Annotated in this window: 21 protein-coding genes; 11 read left to right on the top strand and 10 right to left on the bottom strand. The window is 53.5% G+C overall.

Annotation, left to right across the window (positions count from 1 at the left end; all coding sequences use genetic code 11):
- Positions 1–92 precede the first annotated feature (92 nt).
- The 8 genes from ACTU44_RS09550 (at position 93) to ACTU44_RS09515 (ending at position 7,535) form a co-directional block, all read left to right on the top strand.
- On the top strand, positions 93–1,379 hold the full coding sequence (locus ACTU44_RS09550) for a DUF1835 domain-containing protein (protein ID WP_462097299.1): 1,287 nt from the start codon (positions 93–95) through the stop codon (positions 1,377–1,379).
- Positions 1,380–1,513: 134 nt separating this feature from the next.
- Complete coding sequence (locus ACTU44_RS09545; RefSeq protein ID WP_462097298.1) at positions 1,514–2,395, top strand: glycosyltransferase family 2 protein; 882 nt, start codon at positions 1,514–1,516, stop codon at positions 2,393–2,395.
- A 55-nt stretch (positions 2,396–2,450) separates the two neighbouring features.
- Entirely contained in the window at positions 2,451–3,221 is a 771-nt protein-coding gene (gene rfbF, locus ACTU44_RS09540; RefSeq protein ID WP_462097297.1) for a glucose-1-phosphate cytidylyltransferase, read from the top strand.
- Between the two features lie 5 nt (positions 3,222–3,226).
- A complete protein-coding gene (gene rfbG / locus ACTU44_RS09535; protein WP_462097296.1) occupies positions 3,227–4,312 on the top strand; it encodes a CDP-glucose 4,6-dehydratase in 1,086 nt (361 codons plus the stop codon).
- The gene (locus ACTU44_RS09530) at positions 4,309–5,541 is read left to right on the top strand and encodes a class I SAM-dependent methyltransferase (RefSeq protein ID WP_462097295.1); all 1,233 of its coding nucleotides are present in this window, start codon (positions 4,309–4,311) and stop codon (positions 5,539–5,541) included. The genes rfbG and ACTU44_RS09530 overlap by 4 nt, the downstream gene beginning before the upstream one ends.
- Positions 5,538–6,074: a dTDP-4-dehydrorhamnose 3,5-epimerase gene (rfbC, locus tag ACTU44_RS09525; protein WP_462097294.1), complete on the top strand. Its 537-nt coding sequence runs from the start codon at positions 5,538–5,540 to the stop codon at positions 6,072–6,074. Before ACTU44_RS09530 ends, rfbC begins: the two co-directional genes overlap by 4 nt.
- A complete protein-coding gene (locus tag ACTU44_RS09520) occupies positions 6,071–6,964 on the top strand; it encodes an NAD-dependent epimerase/dehydratase family protein (RefSeq protein ID WP_462097293.1) in 894 nt (297 codons plus the stop codon). The genes rfbC and ACTU44_RS09520 overlap by 4 nt, the downstream gene beginning before the upstream one ends.
- Positions 6,954–7,535: a CatB-related O-acetyltransferase gene (locus ACTU44_RS09515; protein WP_462097292.1), complete on the top strand. Its 582-nt coding sequence runs from the start codon at positions 6,954–6,956 to the stop codon at positions 7,533–7,535. The genes ACTU44_RS09520 and ACTU44_RS09515 overlap by 11 nt, the downstream gene beginning before the upstream one ends.
- Before the next feature lie 28 nt (positions 7,536–7,563).
- On the opposite strand, the gene ACTU44_RS09510 is transcribed toward ACTU44_RS09515, so the two are convergent.
- Positions 7,564–8,478: a LysR family transcriptional regulator gene (locus ACTU44_RS09510; protein WP_462097291.1), complete on the bottom strand. Its 915-nt coding sequence runs from the start codon at positions 8,476–8,478 to the stop codon at positions 7,564–7,566.
- 102 nt (positions 8,479–8,580) lie between these two features.
- On the opposite strand from ACTU44_RS09510, the gene ACTU44_RS09505 reads away from it, so the two are divergent.
- Positions 8,581–9,444 (top strand): SDR family oxidoreductase, encoded by an 864-nt coding sequence (locus tag ACTU44_RS09505; protein WP_462097290.1) that lies wholly within the window; start codon positions 8,581–8,583, stop codon positions 9,442–9,444.
- Positions 9,441–9,896, top strand: coding sequence for a nuclear transport factor 2 family protein (locus ACTU44_RS09500; RefSeq protein ID WP_114098796.1), 456 nt, complete (start codon positions 9,441–9,443; stop codon positions 9,894–9,896). The genes ACTU44_RS09505 and ACTU44_RS09500 overlap by 4 nt, the downstream gene beginning before the upstream one ends.
- Positions 9,897–10,238: 342 nt before the next feature.
- Here the strand turns inward: ACTU44_RS09500 and ACTU44_RS09495 are convergent, their stop codons facing one another.
- A complete protein-coding gene (locus tag ACTU44_RS09495) occupies positions 10,239–10,703 on the bottom strand; it encodes a nuclear transport factor 2 family protein (protein WP_462097289.1) in 465 nt (154 codons plus the stop codon).
- Between the two features lie 95 nt (positions 10,704–10,798).
- Complete coding sequence (locus ACTU44_RS09490) at positions 10,799–11,347, bottom strand: carboxymuconolactone decarboxylase family protein (protein ID WP_114098797.1); 549 nt, start codon at positions 11,345–11,347, stop codon at positions 10,799–10,801.
- 178 nt (positions 11,348–11,525) lie between these two features.
- On the opposite strand from ACTU44_RS09490, the gene ACTU44_RS09485 reads away from it, so the two are divergent.
- Entirely contained in the window at positions 11,526–12,104 is a 579-nt protein-coding gene (locus tag ACTU44_RS09485) for a TetR/AcrR family transcriptional regulator (protein ID WP_462097288.1), read from the top strand.
- Between the two features lie 69 nt (positions 12,105–12,173).
- Here ACTU44_RS09485 and rnd read toward each other — a convergent pair whose 3' ends face one another.
- The 7 genes from rnd to ACTU44_RS09450 form a co-directional block, all read right to left on the bottom strand.
- Positions 12,174–13,337, bottom strand: coding sequence for a ribonuclease D (gene rnd / locus ACTU44_RS09480; RefSeq protein WP_462097287.1), 1,164 nt, complete (start codon positions 13,335–13,337; stop codon positions 12,174–12,176).
- Between the two features lie 130 nt (positions 13,338–13,467).
- On the bottom strand, positions 13,468–14,547 hold the full coding sequence (locus tag ACTU44_RS09475; protein ID WP_114098800.1) for a succinylglutamate desuccinylase/aspartoacylase family protein: 1,080 nt from the start codon (positions 14,545–14,547) through the stop codon (positions 13,468–13,470).
- A 4-nt stretch (positions 14,548–14,551) separates the two neighbouring features.
- Positions 14,552–15,457: a 30S ribosomal protein S6--L-glutamate ligase gene (gene rimK, locus ACTU44_RS09470; protein WP_114098801.1), complete on the bottom strand. Its 906-nt coding sequence runs from the start codon at positions 15,455–15,457 to the stop codon at positions 14,552–14,554.
- 137 nt (positions 15,458–15,594) lie between these two features.
- Entirely contained in the window at positions 15,595–16,095 is a 501-nt protein-coding gene (locus ACTU44_RS09465) for an ATP-dependent zinc protease family protein (RefSeq protein ID WP_462097286.1), read from the bottom strand.
- A gap of 83 nt (positions 16,096–16,178) precedes the next feature.
- Positions 16,179–16,964, bottom strand: coding sequence for an HdaA/DnaA family protein (locus ACTU44_RS09460; protein WP_462097285.1), 786 nt, complete (start codon positions 16,962–16,964; stop codon positions 16,179–16,181).
- Positions 16,965–16,971: 7 nt separating this feature from the next.
- The gene (locus ACTU44_RS09455) at positions 16,972–18,069 is read right to left on the bottom strand and encodes an AI-2E family transporter (RefSeq protein ID WP_336080483.1); all 1,098 of its coding nucleotides are present in this window, start codon (positions 18,067–18,069) and stop codon (positions 16,972–16,974) included.
- A 98-nt stretch (positions 18,070–18,167) separates the two neighbouring features.
- Positions 18,168–19,292 carry a DUF2066 domain-containing protein gene (locus ACTU44_RS09450; protein ID WP_258548734.1) on the bottom strand — a complete coding sequence of 375 codons (1,125 nt, stop codon included), beginning with the start codon at positions 19,290–19,292 and terminating at the stop codon, positions 18,168–18,170.
- Between the last annotated feature and the right edge of the window lie 331 nt (positions 19,293–19,623).

Genomic DNA, 19,623 nt, shown 5'->3' with positions numbered 1-19,623 from the left:
CGGAAAGGGCTGCGCCCACTCTAGAACGCATATGAAACAGACGGTTTCCTTGCCTGTCAGGCGGACACAGGCCCCATCATCAGGGGAATCGTATGTCCGCGTCACGTACATCCAAATCCGACAAAACCTCTTCTGCACCATCACGTCTTGTCTTTGACGGGCGCTTGAGCCTTGAACAGCAACGCAAACGTGCCAAGGAACTTTTGCGTGCCCTGCACGCTTCTGATCCCGATGCAATCGAACGCTTTGCGCAAAACGGCCAAACGATCCCGGATACAGAAATTTCAGAGACCAAGCTCGCCGATGCTCAGATGGTGATCGCACGCGAGAACGGCTTTGCCAGTTGGCCAAAGCTCAAACATCACATTGACCGTATCACCGAACACACCCGCCAGATCGCAACCGGCACGCAGCCGATGCCTGACACCGGGAACACCCTTCATCTGCGATGTGGTTCGGATATCCGGAACGGACTTCAGATTGCCGGTTTCCTGGGAGACTTTCTGGAATTTGCCGACCCGTTCTGTCAGGGGCCGGTGCCAAACCTGCCGCTTGATGAATTTGTATCGGTCAGGGCCGATTTCATTGCCAGTAGCTATCAGATTACCCCCAAAGATGCTCTTGCACGATGCCAACGGGAATATGGCGCTTTAACAACCCTTGGCGATTACGAACATGTTGTTCTCTGGTTCGAACATGACAGTTACGATCAGCTGATTTTGGCATTTCTGATGGATTTCATCGCCGCCACCCGACCGAACACACGCCTTGAACTGATATCGGTTGGACAGGTCCCCGGCGTTGAACGCTTCATCGGTCTGGGGCAGCTCTCCCCGGAACTTCTGATCTGGTGCTGGGAGAACCATCGGGTACCTGTGTCCGAAGCCATGCTGCGTGCCGGACAGTCGGCTTGGCAGGCCGTTCGATCATCCAGTCCTGATGCCCTGCAATCCGTCATTGAAAAAGGCGACACGTCCTTGCCCCATATGATTGCGGCATTGAAACGTCATCACGCCGAACGCCCCGATCCGCAAACCGGGCTTGGCCTGACCCAGAAACTGATCCTTCAAATCATTGCCAACCATGGGCCGCTGACCGTCGGGAAGGTCTTTGGTCATCTGATGCGAAGTTACGACCAGCTTCCCTATCTTGGCGACCTGATGTTCTGGACCGAAATTCAGACAATGATGAAATCCACGACGCCACTTTTCACCCTGTCAGGCGACAACAATCAGGATTGGCCAACCCGCACCATCTCCCTGACGCCGGAAGGTACCGAAACCCTGTCGGGAAAACGCAACTTCCTGAAAACCTTCACCGGCACCCGATGGGTCGGCGGAATTGAAATTTCGTCGCGAACAACTGGCATAGATCAATGACCTTCGGACTTAAATTCACCGTTGCTTTTCAAGTGCCGGCTTTTTTGGCAAATGAACAAACTCTGGTTGGACATTGCCCAAGGATTGAATATGTTCACCCGCATGGGACAGCATAGATTCTTCGGGGAACATGTATGACGGCGAGAACAACTGTAATCACGATCACCCACAATGGTGGGCTGGTTATTGGTGGCCTTCTGAAATCGCTGCCGGCCAACCTTCCCCTGATCGTTGTTGATAACGCATCCACAGATGACACCCTCGATATCGTGACTGCATTGCGTCCTGATGCAAAAATCATCCGCAACAAGATCGGCCTTGGTTATGGTACAGCGGCCAGTCAAGGACTTTCGGAAGTAACAACAGAATTTGCCCTTCTGGCAAATCCTGACTCTCTGATGACAAAAGATGCGATTGATGCACTGGTCGACGCTGCAGATCAGTATCCCGACGCCGCGATGTTTGGGCCACTTCACAAAGATGGTAACGGAAACATTGAGCCAAGCCACAATGTCGAGATTTGGAAGCGCAATTCCTACGGGAAACAGGCCTATCGTTGCGTTCCTGAAGGCCCCCTTTGTGTCGAATTTCTATCGGGTGCGGTCAACCTTGTCCGTATGGATGCAATGAAGCAAGTCGGGTTTTACGACCCGGAGATCTATCTTTACTACGAAGATGATGACATGTGCGTGCGCCTTCGCAGGGCAGGTTACATGCTTATTCTCGTTGCATCTTCTGTCGTCACACATCTTAACGGCGGTTCTGTACGCCCGAACCGAGCCTATTATTGGGAAAAATTCTGGAACATTGCATGGTCCAGAATATACTTTGAAACCAAATACAAAGGTCGTCTGGCCGGGAACTGTCTTGGCATAAAGTACGCTTTACGGTTTGCTGGAAAAGCACTGATGTATGGTGTCGTCATGAAACAAGCAAAATGTTGGCGTGATCTGGCCCGGTCTGCGGGTTCATTGGCCGCCGTAATTGGTATCAGGGCTTCAAAACTTCCGCGTTGACAGAGCTGTTCACAAGAACTGACGTACAAATCTGGATGAATGGATATCTATTCTGATGAAGGCAGTAATTCTTGCTGGCGGTTACGGCAGCCGACTGAGCGAAGAAACTTCGGTCAAACCGAAGCCGATGGTCGAAATCGGCGGTAAACCGATCCTGTGGCACCTTATGAAAATCTATTCGGCGCATGGGGTAAATGAATTTGTCATATGCCTTGGCTACAAGGGCTATGTCATCAAGGAATATTTTGCGAATTACTTCCTGCACCACGCCGATGTCACCATCGATATGGCCTCGAACCAGCTTGAATATCACAATGCCAATGCAGAACCGTGGAAGATCACACTTGTTGATACAGGTTTGAACAGCATGACCGGCGGCCGCATCAAACGAGTTGCCGATTACCTTGATGACGAGAAACCGTTCTGCCTGACCTATGGTGACGGCCTCGGCAATATCGATATTACGGCGAGTATCGAGTTCCACAAAAAGCAGGGTCGAAAGGCGACCATGACGGTTGTCTCACCTCCGGGACGCTTCGGTGCAACCGTTCTTGACGGCGACCAAGTCACGGCATTTCAGGAAAAGCCGCTTGGCGATGGCGCACGTATCAATGCCGGATTCTTTGTTTGCGAGAAGTCCGTACTCGCCGAAATCAAAGACGACCAGACGGTGTGGGAAGCAGAACCGCTTCGCAACCTCTCGGAAAACAACGAACTTTCTGCATGGCGTCATGACGGGTTCTGGCAGCCGATGGACACATTACGCGAAAAACACATGCTCGAAGGCCTGTGGTCTGATGGCAGTGCGCCGTGGAAGGTCTGGTAAAATTGATGCGACCGAGTAACAACCTTCGTTCTTTCTGGTCTGGAAAACGGGTCCTTCTTACCGGTCATACCGGATTCAAAGGCAGTTGGGCAGCCGCATGGTTGATGAAGATGGGAGCCGAAGTCCACGGCTTTGCCCTGGCACCTGAAACCGATCCAAATTTACATGACTTGCTTGACCTTGATTATGCCTCGGAAATGATTGCCGATCTTCGTGATCGTAGTGACGTTCAGAAGATGGTGCACGATGTCCAGCCGGATCTGGTTTTACATATGGCGGCACAGCCGCTGGTGCGCCGCGGCTATCGCGAACCGGTAGAAACCATGGCAACCAATATCATGGGAACAGCCCATCTTCTTGATGCACTGCGTGATTGCGAAACAGTCAAAGGCATTCTGGTCGTCACCAGTGACAAGGCCTATGACAATGACAGCTATGATCAGGCCCATGGTGAGATTGTCTTCCGCGAAGGCGATGCGCTGGGCGGACGCGATCCCTATAGCGCTTCCAAGGGCTGTCAGGAGATCGTCGCGCGCAGCTTTGAACAAAGCTATTTCCGTGCAAAGGGCATTCCGCTTGTCACTGCACGCGCAGGTAATGTCGTCGGTGGCGGTGATTGGTCCGAAGACAGGTTGATGACCGACATAATCCGGGCGGCATCAAAAAACGAAGCTGTCGAATTGCGCAGTCCCGGCACAACGCGGCCTTGGCAACATGTCATTGAACCGGTCGCCGGGTATCTGATGTATTTGCAGGCTGCTGTTGAAAAGAAGACCTCTACGTCAGCTTTGAACTTTGGTCCGAAAGGTTCTCACACAGTTGCACATATGACGAGCCTCGTATTGCAGGCGTGGGGGTGTGATGCTGGCACACGACAACAAGATGTCTCCGGCGCAAGCAAGGAAGCATTGACGCTTGCGCTGGACTCCAGTCTTGCGAACTCTACCCTTTCATGGGAACCACGCCTGAACCTGTCGGAATGTGTCGACTGGATTGTTAAATGGCACAAAGCACATTTGACCGGCGAAAACATGCGCAATATTACAGAAGCACAGATTACTTCGTTTGAAGCGATGATGGATAAAGAATGACAACGCCAACTTGCCGTGCTTGCGGCACCGATCTTGAACATACTCTTGTTGATCTGGGTCTCAGCCCGCTTGCGAACTCCTATGTTCCACTTGATCACAAGACCGATACCGACCCGGCTTACCCGCTGCACGCGCGTGTCTGCGGCAAATGCTTCCTTGTTCAGGTCGACGACGTTGTCCCGCCATCCGATATCTTTAGTCACTACGCCTATTTCTCAAGCTATTCGAGCAGTTGGGTCGAGCATGCTCGCAAATATTGCGAGAGCGCCACGGAACGACTTGGCCTGAACGAAAACTCATTCGTTGTCGAGGTAGCGTCCAACGATGGTTATCTGTTGCAGCATTTCGTTGCCAACGGCGTGCCGGTTCTTGGCGTAGAACCGGCAGGCAATGTCGCAGCCGAAGCCGAGAAGAAAGGCGTCCGTAGTCTGGTCGCCTTCTTTGGCAAGGAAACGGCTGAGAAAGTTGTCGCTGAACACGGGCATGCCAGTTTGACAGCAGCAAACAACGTTCTGGCACATGTACCCGATATCAACGATTTTGTGTCTGGCTTTGCGATCATCCTCAAGGATGACGGCGTATCGACCTTTGAGTTTCCCCATCTGTTGAACCTGTTGGAGAAAACGCAGTTCGACACAATCTATCATGAACATTTTTCTTACCTGTCATTGTACGCGGTTGAAAAATGCTTTGCGGCAAACGGGCTTAAGGTCTTTGACGTCGAAGAACTGCCAACCCACGGTGGCAGCCTGCGCGTCTGGGCTCAGAAGATGATCGGGACGCGTCCGGAAAGCGATCGTCTGATTGCGTTGCGCTCCAAAGAAGCAGACGCGGGCATTTCAACACTTGTCTGCTACGAAGGTTTTGAAACCAAAGTTCAGAAAATCCGCGACGACCTGCTTGCCTTCCTCAAAAAAGCGAAGGCAGAAAACAAGACGGTCGCCGGTTACGGCGCAGCAGCAAAGGGGAATACCCTTCTGAATTACTGTGGAATTGGGGCTGACCTGATTGACTTTGTTGTCGACGCAAATCCGCACAAGCAACAGACGCTTCTGCCCGGAAGCCGCATTCCGGTCCACGCCCCCGACACCCTCAAAGAACGCAAACCTGATTACGTGCTTATTCTGCCATGGAATTTACAGAACGAGATCATGAATGATGTCGCATACGTAAAGCAGTGGGATGGAAAGTTTGTGGTCGCGGTACCTGAAGTTGCAGTCGTGGGATGAAACTAACAAAGACAGATATTGAGGGTGTCGACCTGATCGAGCTTGAAAGACACGAAGACGACCGCGGTTTTTTTGCACGATCCTTTTGTGTCGAAGAACTGGGTCAACATGGTCATGATTTTACAATCCATCAGGCCAATCTGTCCTTCAATCATCATGTCGGCACATTGCGTGGAATGCATTACCAACAAGAGCCCGTTGGAGATCCCAAGATCGTGCGATGCATTGCCGGATGCATATTTGACGTCGTTATTGATCTGCGCGCGGGCTCTCCCACTTACTGCCAATGGACCTCAGCCGAACTTTCATCCCGCAATCGTAAATCATTGATCATTCCGGCCGGTTGTGCTCACGGGTTCCTGACACTCGAGGACAACTCAGAAGTCATGTACCTGATGGGTGCGCCATTCAAAGCAGATCTCGCCGGCGGCGTTCGATGGGATGATCCCGCATTTGCAATTGAATGGCCAATGGCACCGACCATCATCAATGATCGTGATGCAAACTATCCCGACTATGAGCGACTGAAATGAAAGTCCTTGTAACTGGCGCCAATGGCCTGATCGGTTCACATGTTTACGCATCACTGCGTGCATCGGGACATGATGTTCTGAGCTGCGGGCGTTCCGGTTCGCAGTCATCCACCCATCTGGTGGGTGATCTGCTAGATGTCGAATTTCGATCCCGTATCATTCATGACGAGAAACCTGACGGCTTGATCCATCTGGCATGGCAAACCAGACATGGGCATTTCTGGAATGCACCGGATAATCCCGACTGGATGGCTGCATCCATCGACTTGCTAAGCCGGTTTCTGGATCACGGTGGCAAGCGCGTAGTTCTTGCCGGAAGTTGTGCCGAATATGACTGGACAACCACAAAGCCGGGCCAGAAGACACGCGAAACTGATGCGTGCAACCCAGCAACACTTTACGGTCAGGAAAAGCTCAAACTGGCGGATCACTGCCTGCGTTTGAACGATCAGGGTGCTTCAATCGCATGGGCTCGATTGTTCCTGCTCTGCGGACCGGGCGAATATCCTGCCCGCTTCGTCCCTGCTGTTACCAGGGCATTACTTGCCAACGATGTTGCAAAGATGAGTTCCGGCACGCAAGTTCGGGACTTCATGCATGTCGAGGATGCAGGTTCGGCCTTCTCGAAGATATTCGATAGTCAATTCACCGGTATTGTCAACGTAGCCAGTGGCGAAGGACACTCGCTTCTGTCTGTTGCAAACATGCTGCAAAACATGATCGGACAGGGACAGATATCTGCGGGCAGCCTGCCTGACCGGCCAGATGATCCTCCCTACCTGGTTGCGGATACATCTGTTCTTGCAGAAACAATCGGCTTCAAGCCGAAATTTGACCTCGCGTCAGCTTTGGAAAGCTGTGTCGAATGGTGGCGAAATCATGAAACTTAAAGATCGCTTGCGCAAACTGCTGGGCATTAAACCCAAGAGGAAACAGCTACCTTCCTATGTAACCATCGGAAAGCACTCCTATGGTTTGCACAAGAATATGATCGCAGGAGTTTCTTCTGACGCATCCCTGACAGTAGGTAGTTACTGTTCAATTGGTCCTGATGTTCTTTTTCTGTGCAAGGTAGATCACCCTCTTGATCACCCAAGCACTTATCCCTTCAAGACGCTTCTGTGGGACACTGAAAATGGTAACCAGGACGCAATTACCAAAGGTCCGATAAGTCTGGAACATGATGTCTGGATCGGCGCGCGTGCCATCATCTTGTCGGGTGTGAAAATCGGAACAGGTGCAGTGGTCGCCGCCGGAGCAGTTGTAACAAAAGACGTCCCCCCATACGCTATTGTCGGGGGAAATCCCGCCAGGATCATTCGAAAGCGGTTCGACGATGAGGTAATCGAACAGCTTCTTGAAACATGCTGGTGGGAGCTTTCTGATACAAAGCTCAAGGAACTGTCACCATTGTTGTACGGTGCACCCAAGGAATTTATAGAAGCAGTTCGCCGCCAATGAGCGAGCTCGCAATAACGGCGATGTTCCGTTAAACCAATCCGCGTGCAATCCTGAAAATCTCGCTGCGGAGCCATTTATGTGCAGCATTCGCCGCATTCCGGACATGCCAGTATTGAGCAAATCCATATCCGGGAAACGCCAGCGGAAACTCGCAGGTTGCAAAGCCCCCCATCATGTTTTCTGACAGCCGTGACGGTAATGTCGCGATGATCTTGGTCCCGCGGATCAGGTTTGGAATACTGGCAAAGGTTGAAACTTGTAGTGCCGTGCGGCGAGATCGGCCAGCTGCACGAAGCATATCATCAATCGCCGACACATCATTCGCCCCGATGATCACACGCGCATGATCTGCTGCGCAATAACGATCCACGGTATCGGGTGGCCCATCGTGAAAAGCCGGATCATAAAAGCAACGCATCCGTTCGCGAAACAGGGCCTGCATCGCGATATCAGCATGTTTGCCCGCTGACTGAATACTTATGGCATGGTCAATTTTGCCGTTGCGGAGCAAGCTGACAAAATGGTCCTCGCCATTAATCGACAGAATCTTGAGCCGGATATCCGCCTTGCACGCCTGTAAACGTTGCATCAAGGCCGGCAGGACCACCGCGACTTCATAGTCATTGGCACCAAGAGTAAAGCGCGCAAAGTGATCCGGATTATCGGGATCAAATGTTACCACGCGGGTCAGATCCCGCATGCCTTGCAACAGCACGCGAATTTGCGGCGCAATTTCATCGGCATGTGCGGTTGGCGAGATCGACCGTCCCGATCTTACAAACAACGGATCACCAACGATCTGGCGCAACCGGTCAAGCCCGTGACTGACGGTTGGCTGACCGACACCAAGGCGATTGGCCGCAGCTGTTACCGACCCTTCGTCATAGATGGTCAGAAACAGACGCAGCAAACGATAATCAAGATCCAATTCATCGATATTCATGCATATTAATTATCATATTCATCGAATTGATCATATAACTTATTGCCGTCAAACTCCGTGTTATTCACAGGCGCCGCCTGCCCCTTATCCGGAGAATTTGACATGAAAACACTGATTACCGGCGCAACCGGCCAACTTGGAAGCCTCGTTGTAAAACATCTTCTGGATCACCTTCCCGCCAATCAGATCGCCGTAAGCGTTCGGACACCTGCAAAGGCCGATCAGCTTGCCACCCAGGGCATTGATGTGCGCCATGGCGATTTTGACGACCTTGCTTTGATGACGACCGCGTTCAAGGGCATTGATACCGTCCTGATCATTTCGGCAGAGGCCGATAACGCCACGCGCATTGCACAGCATCGCACCGCTGTTGATGCAGCCAAGGCTGCCGGGGTCAGACATCTGGTCTATACCAGCATTGTCAATCCGCGTGCGGATGCCGATTTCACCTATTCGGCCATCCATCTTGATACCGAGAATTACATCAAGGCAAGCGGCCTGGACTATACCCTGCTGCGCAACAGCTTCTATGCCGACCTGCTGCTGGCCGGTGTGCCGCATGCTCTTGAAACCGGCGCTTATGGCGCACCGGCTGGGGATGCCAAAATCACCTATATCCCGCGCAATGATCTGGCCGAAGCAGCAGCAACCGTACTTGCCAATCCGGCCGCACATATCAACAAAATCTATGATCTGACCGGCGGCAAGGCCGTCACCCATACCGAGATCGCAGGTTACATCGCCAAGGCCACCGGCAAGGATATTCAGTTTGCCGACCTGCCCGCTGATGTCCATGTCGGCATCCTCAATGGCATCGGGCTGCCGGGCCATCTGGTCGAAGCCCTTGCCGGTCTTTATGTTGGCGCCAAGAAAGGTGACTACGAAACCGTCAGTGACGATTTCGAAAAACTTGTCGGACGCAAACCGCAATCTGTTGAGGACTTTATTGCCGGAGCGCTCAAATGATCGGATCAAAATCCATTCTGCGGTCAGCGTTACTCATGGCCTTGCTCACTATCACGCACCCGCTTCACGCAGGCGAGATAGAGGATCGCAATACCGCCAATACCGTCGCATTCTATGAGATGGTCTTTAACCAGCATAATGTCGATGGCGCGATTACCAAGTTTATGGGCGATGAATATATTCAGCATAACCCCTTTGCGCCTGACGGCATTGAAGGGTTCCGCTCAGCCATCACAGGCTGGTTGAAGGCCGATCCTTCGATCCATGCCGACATCGTCCGGACAATTGCCCAGGATGATCTGGTCACACTTCATGTTCGCTCCACGTCCGCACAGGGCGAAAGTGCAGTGATAGATATCTTCCGGCTTGATGCAGATGGCAAGATTGTCGAGCATTGGGATGTTTCCCAGCCTGTTCCTGACCAACAGGCTCACGACAACACCATGTTCTAGACCACTGGCACCGCAACAAACAAACAGCCGCCCGACATTCCGGGCGGCTGTTTGTCTAGATAAGAAAACGGGGCCCAAACGGGCTCCGGCAAGTTTACAGGGAGACATCCTGGAACTGACATTACGGAGCAAACGCCAGCAGGGAAGAAACGAAAAGCACGGCGGTCGATGTGATCGAAAAGACGACATATTTGACAATCATGTTCAGGTTCCTTTGCGGGGAGGCAGGCAAGTCGGCACCGGGGACGCACCACCTTGCCTGCCGGGTAGAACTTGCTTCCGCCGAACTTTCCTATCCGTTTAAGGAACCGGAACATGGCGGGGTAATCGGTTTGGGTTGTTTCAAAGTCCGAGTTCGGACAATCCCGGATGATCATCGGGACGGCGGCCAAGCGGCCAGTGGAACAGCCGTTCCTGTTCAGTGATCGGCTTGTCATTGATCGAGGCAACGCGATGGCGCATCAGGCCGTGTTCATCAAATTCCCAGTTTTCATTGCCATAGGCACGAAACCAGTTGCCGCTGTCATCGAGATATTCATAGGCAAAACGCACCGCAATTCGATTTTCCCGGAATGCCCAAAGTTCCTTGATCAGACGATATTCCCGCTCCTTCTCCCACTTGCGGGTCAGGAAGGCGACGATGTTTTCACGTCCTTCAAAGATCTCGGCGCGGTTACGCCAACGGCTGTCCTCGGTATAGGCCAGTGCAACTTTACTCGGGTCTTGCCCGTTCCAGCCGTCTTCGGCCAAGCGAACCTTTTGCGTAGCGGTTTCAAGATCAAAGGGCGGAAGTGGTGGACGTGACATGGTTTTCATCCTTGGACTGTCATCAGGAAAAAGACCCCGGTCGACGCGGGCAGATATGCGGAGGGGGGACCGTCGACCGGGGGCGCACCGGAATGTTACGCAGCCGCAGCGCGCACTACCGGGAAGTCAATCGGGGTGCCAAATGCCTCGTTGAGGTAATTGGTGAGGGTGTTCAGCGCGACATGCGCAACAATTTCGACAAGCTCGGCTTCGCTGTAACCAGCTGACTTGACGGCATTGACGTCTTCCTCGCTGACCTGCCCGCGCTGGTGAACCAGTGCAACCGCGAAACGCACGGCAGCATTGGCCTTCTGATCGCTCGACTTGCCATTACGGTTGGCTGCGATTTCGGCATCATCAAGCTTGGCAAGGTTTTTACCAAGATAGCTATGCGCTGACAGGCAATAGTCACAACCATTGATCTGGGCAACAGCAAGCGCGATGCGTTCGCGGGTCTGGGCGTCAAGTGCGCCCTTTGCCAGGGCACCATTCAAACCAAGATACCCTTCAAGGGCAGCCGGGCTGTTTGCGGTCAGACGGAAAAGGTTCGGCACGACACCGAGCTGTTTGTTGACGGCCTCAAGAAGCGGCTGGGCAGCTGCAGGTGCGGCGTCAATCGACGCAGGAAGTGTAATTCTGGTCATGGGGTTTTCTCCTCAATAGCGAAATGTTCGTGTTCAAGTATCAATATCAATACAGACAGGTCTGTCTATTTGTCAAACATATTTTTAAAACGATCATTCTGAAATTTTGAAACTATTGCTTTTCTGCGACTTTCAGGGCAAAAGAATACAGACCGGTCTGACTATTGGAGATATAAAAGTGCGATCAAAACGCGACGATCTTGTCGATACTGCCTTGCGCCTGTTCTACACACAGGGCTTCAATGCCACTGGAATTGACAAAATTCTGGCCGAGTCCGGCGTCGCCAAAATGACTATGTACAAGCACTTCAAATCCAAGGATGAATTGATCCTTGCCGCGCTGCAACGCCGGGATGAACAGTTTCGTGAATGGCTTGCCGGCGAGATGACAAAGGCATCTGATCACCCGCGCGAACAGCTTCTTGCGATGTTTGATGCCCTGGAACAATGGTTCCGGGGACGTGCCTTTAAGGGACTCGGCTTTGCGGGCTGCGCCTTTATCAATGCATCGGGCGAGTTTTCACAATCCGATCATCCAGCCCACCGCCTTGCAGCTGAACACAAACAATCGGTTCTCGACTACATCGCCGGTCTTTGCGCGGATGCAGGTGCCAAGGATCCGGTCACACTTGCCGAACAACTCGCCCTACTCAAGGAAGGCGCAATTGTGACCGCTCAGGTACGCGGCCTTCCTGATGCCGCCCAAACGGCAAAATCGATTGCCAAGGGATTGCTTGACGCGGCCCTGCCCGCTTAGGACCCACCCCACAAAACAAAACGGGGCCCGTTACGGCCCCGTTTTTGTATATCCGGTCGTCAGATTTACCTAGTCGTTCAGATCAACAAGAACAACTTCGCCATTCTGAAGTTTCAGACCAAGCTGCCCGTGTTTAAGGCGCAAGGCATACTGACCAAAAAGATCACGACGCCAGCCATGCATGGCCGGAACATCGGCATTGTCATCAGCCGCAATGTTCTGAAGATCATCGCCAGATGCCACCAGACGCTGGGCAACACCCTTTTCCTCGGCGCAAAGCTTTAACAGCACCTTAAGCAGTTCTACCGTCGGACCAATCCCGGCCGGAAGTTCGATGCGCTGCTTGGGCTTCGGCCACAGGTCCTGCGGACTGTCCAGGGCTGCCTTGATGGCCTCGATGATCGCCTGACCGGGTTTGGAGCTTCCGAAATTTCGGCCAACACCCCGGGTCTTGTCGAGATCTTCTTCACTCATCGGCTGACGCGCGGCGATATCAAGAAGCGTGTCATCGCGCAGAATGCGATTCCGCGGAAGGTTCTTGCGCTGGGCCTCGGTTTCACGCCATTCGCCAAGCGCACGTGCAACTGCCAGAAACTTCGGGCTGTTGGACCGTGTCTTGAGGCGCAACCATGCTTCCGCCGGATCAATCGAATAGATCGACGGATCGGTCAGACGTTCCATTTCCTCATTGAGCCATACGGCACGGCCATTGGCCTCAAGACGATCATGGAAGTCTTCAAAGATCACCCGCAGATGGGTGACATCCGAAAGCGCGTAGCTGATCTGTTTCGATGAAAGCGGACGGCGCGACCAGTCGGTAAAGCGCATCGATTTATCAATGCTTTTGCGCGCCACCTTGTTGACCAGCGTTTCATATCCAACCTGATCACCATAGCCCAGCACCATGGCAGCCACCTGGGTGTCAAACACCGGATGGGGCACCTTGCCAGACAGATGAACAAAGATTTCGATATCCTGACGGGCGGCGTGAAACACCTTGATCACGCTTTCATCCTGCATCAGGTCAAACAGCGGAGTCAGGTCAATGCCCTCGGCAAGCGGATCGACCGCGGCACCGTTGTCGGAATGTTCAGGGCTTGCAAGCTGCACAAGACACAGTTGCGGCCAATAGGTCGAATCCCGCATGAATTCGGTATCGACAGTGACATATTCGAACTTGCGCAAGCTTTCACACAGTGAGCGCAGTTCTTCTGTAGTTGTAATAGGTTCCATGAGGATTGCTATAGCATTGCCCGGATCAATTCGCCAGTAGCTTCGATGCAGGTCTGGTCATCAATATATTCAGACAACAGCAGATACCCAGACATCGCCGCAGCCCACTCAAGTCCCTCGGATAATCTCGTCAGATAATCTCGTCTTCATCCAGCAACGGATCAGATTGCAGATGGGTTTCGATGGCATCCATGCGTTCCTGCACTTCGGATGGTCGCTTGATCGAGGCCACATGAAACAGCGCGTCCCCCTGATTGACAATCGGAAGGTTGGTACGCCCGATAATAAGGCCATCCTCACGCGCAAAGACTTCTTCATCGGTTTGCCCGAACGGGTCGGCCACGGCGGCCACCACGTCGCCTGCATGGACAAACTCGCCGGCAATCTTGAATGTGCGCAAGATGCCGCCGACAGGCGCGCGCAGCCAGTGACTGTTCGATGACTTGAACGACTTCACGCGCGGTTCGCGTATGGTCCGTTGCGATATCATGCCCAGTTTGCGCATCACGCGCAAAACACCCGATACTCCTGCCCGGATCGACATTTCATCAAAGCGAAGCCCCTCGCCTGCTTCATAAAGCAGGATCGGCACCCCCAGCTCGCGCGCGGCCTGACGAAGCGATCCTTCGCGCAGAGGGCTGGTCAGAATGATCGGCGCGCCAAAGGCCTCGGCATATTCCATGATGTCAGGATCGTCTTCATTGACCCTGATCTGGGGCAAGTTAACGCGGTTAACAGCCGCGGAATGAAGATCAATTCCGAAGTCCGACCTTTCAACAATTTCATGGAGGAAAAGATGGGCAAGCTGGGCGGCCAGCGATCCACGCGCATGCCCCGGAAAACTACGGTTAAGGTCACGGCGGTCAGGCAAATAGCGCGTATGGTTCAAAAAACCGAAGGCATTAACCAGCGGCACTGCAAGCAAGGTGCCGCGCATCCCGCGCAGTCCAGCTGATTTCAGAACACGGCGGATGACTTCGACACCGACAATCTCGTCACCATGCACCGCCCCGCTGACAAACAGAACAGGACCGGGGCGTTTCCCGTGAACGACATTGACCGTCAGATTGACCGGCGTGTGATTGGAAAGAAGCGAGATCGGAATATCGACAATCTTGCGTGTCCCCGGAGCAACCTTTTTCCCGCCAATTTCAAAATCAGGGGTCTTGGGAGTTTTGTTTTTTCCCTTGGCCGTTCCGGTTTCGCTCATGCCGTCATCCTTTGCCTTTGGTCCGGACCTTGCCCGGACGGTAATCTTTCTCAAGGAATTCGATAATCATGCTGGCAATATCCTTGCCGGTAGCACCTTCGATCCCCTCAAGGCCCGGTGACGAGTTGACTTCCATCACGACAGGCCCGTGGTTCGAACGCAAAATATCGACACCACAGACATTTAGCCCCATTGCCTTGGCGGCTTCAACTGCTGTTGATCGCTCCTGCGGAGTAATACGCACAGAGCGCGCCGAACCACCGCGATGGATGTTCGACCGGAAATCGCCCTCGGCCCCCTTGCGTTCCATGCTGGCAACGACCTTGCCACCAATCACAAAGCAACGGATGTCAGTATTGCCCGCTTCCTTGATGAATTCCTGAACCATGATGTCCACGCTGGCACCTCGGAAAGCCTCGATAACCGATTTCGCCGACTTTTCGGTTTCGCCAAGAACCACACCGATCCCTTGCGTTCCTTCAAGCAGCTTGATCACCACCGGCGCACCACCAACAATCGACAGAACCTCGTCGGTTTTCTTCGGATCGTGTGCAAAGGCCGTCACCGGCAGACCAACACCACGGCGCGCAAGGATTTGCAGCGACCGCAGCTTGTCGCGCGAACGGCCAATCGCAACCGATTCATTGAGCGGATAAACACCCATCATCTCGAACTGGCGAAGAACAGCCAGACCGAAGGACGTAACCGAAACGCCAATGCGCGGAATGACAGCTTCGTACCCCAGAAGCTTTTTGCCGCCATAATAGATTTCGGGTTTCATCGACGTGATATTCATCGAAACACGCAAGGTGCTGATGATGTCGATCTCATGCCCACGCGCTTCGGCAGCCTCGACCAACCGTTTGTGGGAGTAAAGATTCGGATTCCGCGCAAGCATCGCGATTTTCATACAATGAACTCCCGTGGTCGGCATCAAAAGGCGCGCGAACGATCCAGACGTCGTTTGCGGGGCTTTGAAATACTGTCAGAAAGAAAAAACGATCCTGCCGGGAATTTGTTCCGTCACACGATCGTTCTTCTGCGCATCTAACTCTGTTCGGGCTTCCCTGCAAGATAAGATTTCGATGGCAGCACCAAAAATCTTCCTGCCTTCATCGCCGTGCGCCCCAAAAGCATGGGAAACCCCATGATTGAGCGGTTGGCAAGCGACACTTCAACTTTCAATTTGTGATGCCCGACGACGATATGGGTCGACACAATGAACCGTTCTTCGGCATTTCCGTTCGACGAACGAATCTCGCGAAGTTCGACCAGCGGGGCACAACACTGGATGCGCCCGTGACCATCACCGCGATAATGGGGCAAGACGAACTGAACATAATCGCGTCCGTCCAGGGTAATCTGTTTGGGATTAAGCGCGTGCAGCGACGACGTCCTTGCCCCTGTATCGACCTTGGCCTTGATCTGCGGAACATTAAGGTCGGGGAGTCCGATCCATTCCCGCCAGCCCAGAACATGTCCATCAGCAATCAGGGCTTCGGTCTGGGATTTTAATGACGGTTTTGCTTTAACGCGTTGCGGGCTCACATGCACAGTCCGGTAATTGATAATGCCTTGAATATAGACTGCAAATGGCTGAATGGCACACGGATTTAACGCATCCGGACGATTTAGTCCGCGCGATTACCCTGCCCTGTGGCCATCTGGATATCTTCCATCACGCTGCGCACCAGCGGCAAGGTTACGGCGCGCTTTTCAGCAAGCGCACGGCGATCAATTGCCGCCACCAGATCGGTCAGTGCCACAAAGGACCGTTCGATCCGGGGCAGGATATAGCTGATGGTTTGCGGGCCTGCCTGAATTTGCCGATCCGCAAAAAGCTTAATCAGCAATCCGACCATAAGGTCATCATCGGGCGGCGAAATCTCGCAGACCAGTGCCGCCCCAAGACGCGATTTCAAATCGGGCAAGGTCACTTTCCAGCGCGCAGGCGGCAAGGTTGCCGTCAAAAGCAAATGCCCGCCCCGTTCCTTGAGCATATTGTAAAGATGAAAACAGACCGTCTCGTCGAGACCGCCATCGGCGTCCTCGATGACAAGCCCCTGCGCATCACCAAGAAGCGCGTCGGGATCAACACCGCCAAGATCACCTGCAGCAACGCTAAGGGCTGCGGACCGAGCCCGCCACACTTCGGCCAGATGGCTTTTGCCACATCCCTTGGGCCCATAAAGACACAATGTCGGCACCGGCCAGTTCGGCCACTGGTCAATCCAGGCCACCGCTTCGCGGTTACATTGGGCAACCATGAAATCATCACGTCCAAGAGCCGGACGCAATTCAAGAGCCAGTGGCAGTTGTTGCGGGGCGACTTCGGGCGTGATTGCCGCGTGGTCATCCTGCACATCCGCCACCGGATTGTCTGTTTCATTGGCCGGATTGTTTGTTGCCCGGGTCACGATGGTCTCAATTCTCGCCGTCTGTAACCGCATCACCGCGTGGATGATCCGGTCCGTGGTCATATAGATGACTACTGAGATACTGCCTTAAACCGTAACGCACAAGTACGCCGATCACCGCCGCAACCGGAACCGCCAGCATCACCCCAAGCAAACCGAACACCGCACCACCGGCAAGCAAGGCAAACATCACCCAGACCGCATGAAGACCGACTTTGTCGCCAACCAGTTTGGGGGTCAGGAAGTTGCCTTCCAAAATCTGTCCGATCCCGAACACCAGCGCGACAAGACCAAGATCAATACCAAATCCGAACTGGGCAATCGCAACCCCCATCCCGACTGCAAAGCCTGCGATCATGCCAAAATACGGCACAAAGGATACCAAACCGGTCATAAGCCCGATCACAAAGCCGAATTCAAGTCCGGCAAGCGTCAGGCCCAATCCGTAAAACAGGCCAAGCAAGACGCAAACGGTCGCCTGCCCGCGCACGAACCCGGCAAGGGTTTCATCGATCTCGCTGGCACATTGGCGGATATCCTCGGCCGAACGACGCGGCAGATAGCTATCGATCTTGGCAACAATCTTGTCCCAGTCGCGCAACAGATAGAACGACACAACCGGGGTAATAAACAGCAAACTCAGGAAGTTCAGAAGCGCCAGACCACCGGAAAGCACATTGGTCAGAACATTGCCAACCCACTTTAGCGCATTGGCACTTTGGCCCTTAACAGCATCGGAAACACTTTGCAGGGTCTCGGGCGCAACGCGGTCAAGGATATGCTGCAAATACGGTGCAACATTGGTGCGCAACGCATCGACATACCCCGGCAACCGTTCAAGGAACCCGGCAAGCTGGCTTCCGATCATTGGTACGATCAAAAGCAGGACCAGAATAAAGACAAGGAAGAACAACACCGTAATGATGCTTGTCGCGATGGTTCGGCTAGCGCCACGCGCTTCAAGCTTGTCTGCCAGCGGATCAAGGAAATAGGCAATCGCCATCCCGGCAACAAACGGCAACAGGATGCCCGAAAACAGCCAGACCAGAAAGAAGAAGGCGACAGTGAATAAAAGCCAGAAACGTGCCTTTTGCCGTAACGTCATGTCTGGGTACCCCTTTTTGCCAGACGCCCGAAACCTGTGGCGAAAACTCAGGGGGCGTTAACCGCCCCCCTGTTAGGCTTGATGGCGCGCCGCTTGGCTTATCCGCCAATCGACAGGCCCTGCAAACGGTCCGAACCGGTCGGCTGGATGAACCAGAGCTCGCCCATGCGACTCAGATTAAGGTTCTGCTGGTTAAGGGCCGTCTGCAGCTGACTGGTCGAACCGACGAAATCCAGCGACAGCTGAACTTCGCGGCGTGACATCGCCACCACGCGCGAATTGCGCACAACCGGAAGACCGATCAGCTTGTCCTCGATCTTGGCCCAGTCCTGCAAACCGGTAATCGGGATAAACACCATCAGGCTACCGCCCGTGCTGTAATTGATCAGGTTCGCACGCTTCCAGCCATCGGCAAGCTGGTCCTGTACCGACTTCGCGGCACGCACCAGCGTCTCGTTCAGCGTTTCACCAGGAAGCGTATTTTCCTGAACACCAAACACCTGCGGGCCGCTGTTGGGATCATAGCGGGTCACGGTCACATTGACACTTTCCCCGCCGGTCGGTCCGGCAACATCTGCACTTGCCACCACGGCGACACCCGCCCCATAGCGATTTGCCAGTGTCGTAAGACGTTCCATCGACCCATTTTCCGCCTGTTCGGCTGAAATGGTGCCAATATCGGTCAGATCTCCAATCGGTGCCTTGACCGGAACAAGTCCCGATGTCGCGATATTGCGTGACCAGACATCGCGCCAGGGATTGGGATCATCCCACAGGCTGACATAGCCCGATGTGCGATATACCGGGACGATCATCACCGGTTTTGATTGCAGCTCGGCAAAGGAGATATCGCGGAACCGCAAGAAACGGCGCAATTCATCATCCTTGAAGCGCACGGTCATGTCCGCGATATATCGTACCGACGACGTTTTTTCGTTCGACAGGCCGAAATCGCGCACCATATTGGTGATTTCCGAGGTCGCAGGAATCTGCAATCCGGCGCGGTCTTCGGGCAGCGTCAGGCGCGCAACCACTTCTTCGAATGCTTTGCGCTGTCCGATTTCCAGTGCCTTTTCGCGCGCAGCTGCGGCGGTTTCCGCACTTTCATCGACATGAACGCCCGTTACGGTGAAAATGTCCTGTGCGAAAGCCGGAAATGCCATCAGCGCAGAAACGGTAACGGCGCCAGCCAACATCTTGATGTTTTTCAATGAAGTAAGCACGTATGCCTCGTTGCCCTAATCGTGTCTTGTCGAATTCTTGTGCAATGCTCTTTGTGGCATGTTGCACGCATTCTGCAAAGAAAACTCTGTCATGCGCAGGTGATCATTGCATATTGTCCGCGTTTGAGTATTTTCGGCCCAGCGGAAATTATCAAGCCCGCGTTTTTTATCAGTAGGACTGACGAATATTCCTGCATCTGATTAAAGGCGTCAGTAAGGCGGATTGGTCAAACAGCAGCATATCCGCTGCGACCCGGCCCGCAAATGCCCGGTGAACGTCGATTGGAAGTCGGTACGTATTGATGAAAAACGCGGGTTATGCCGCCCTTTT

Source organism: Thalassospira sp. SM2505 (genome assembly GCF_054901115.1).
This window is presented reverse-complemented; position numbering and strand designations above follow the sequence as displayed.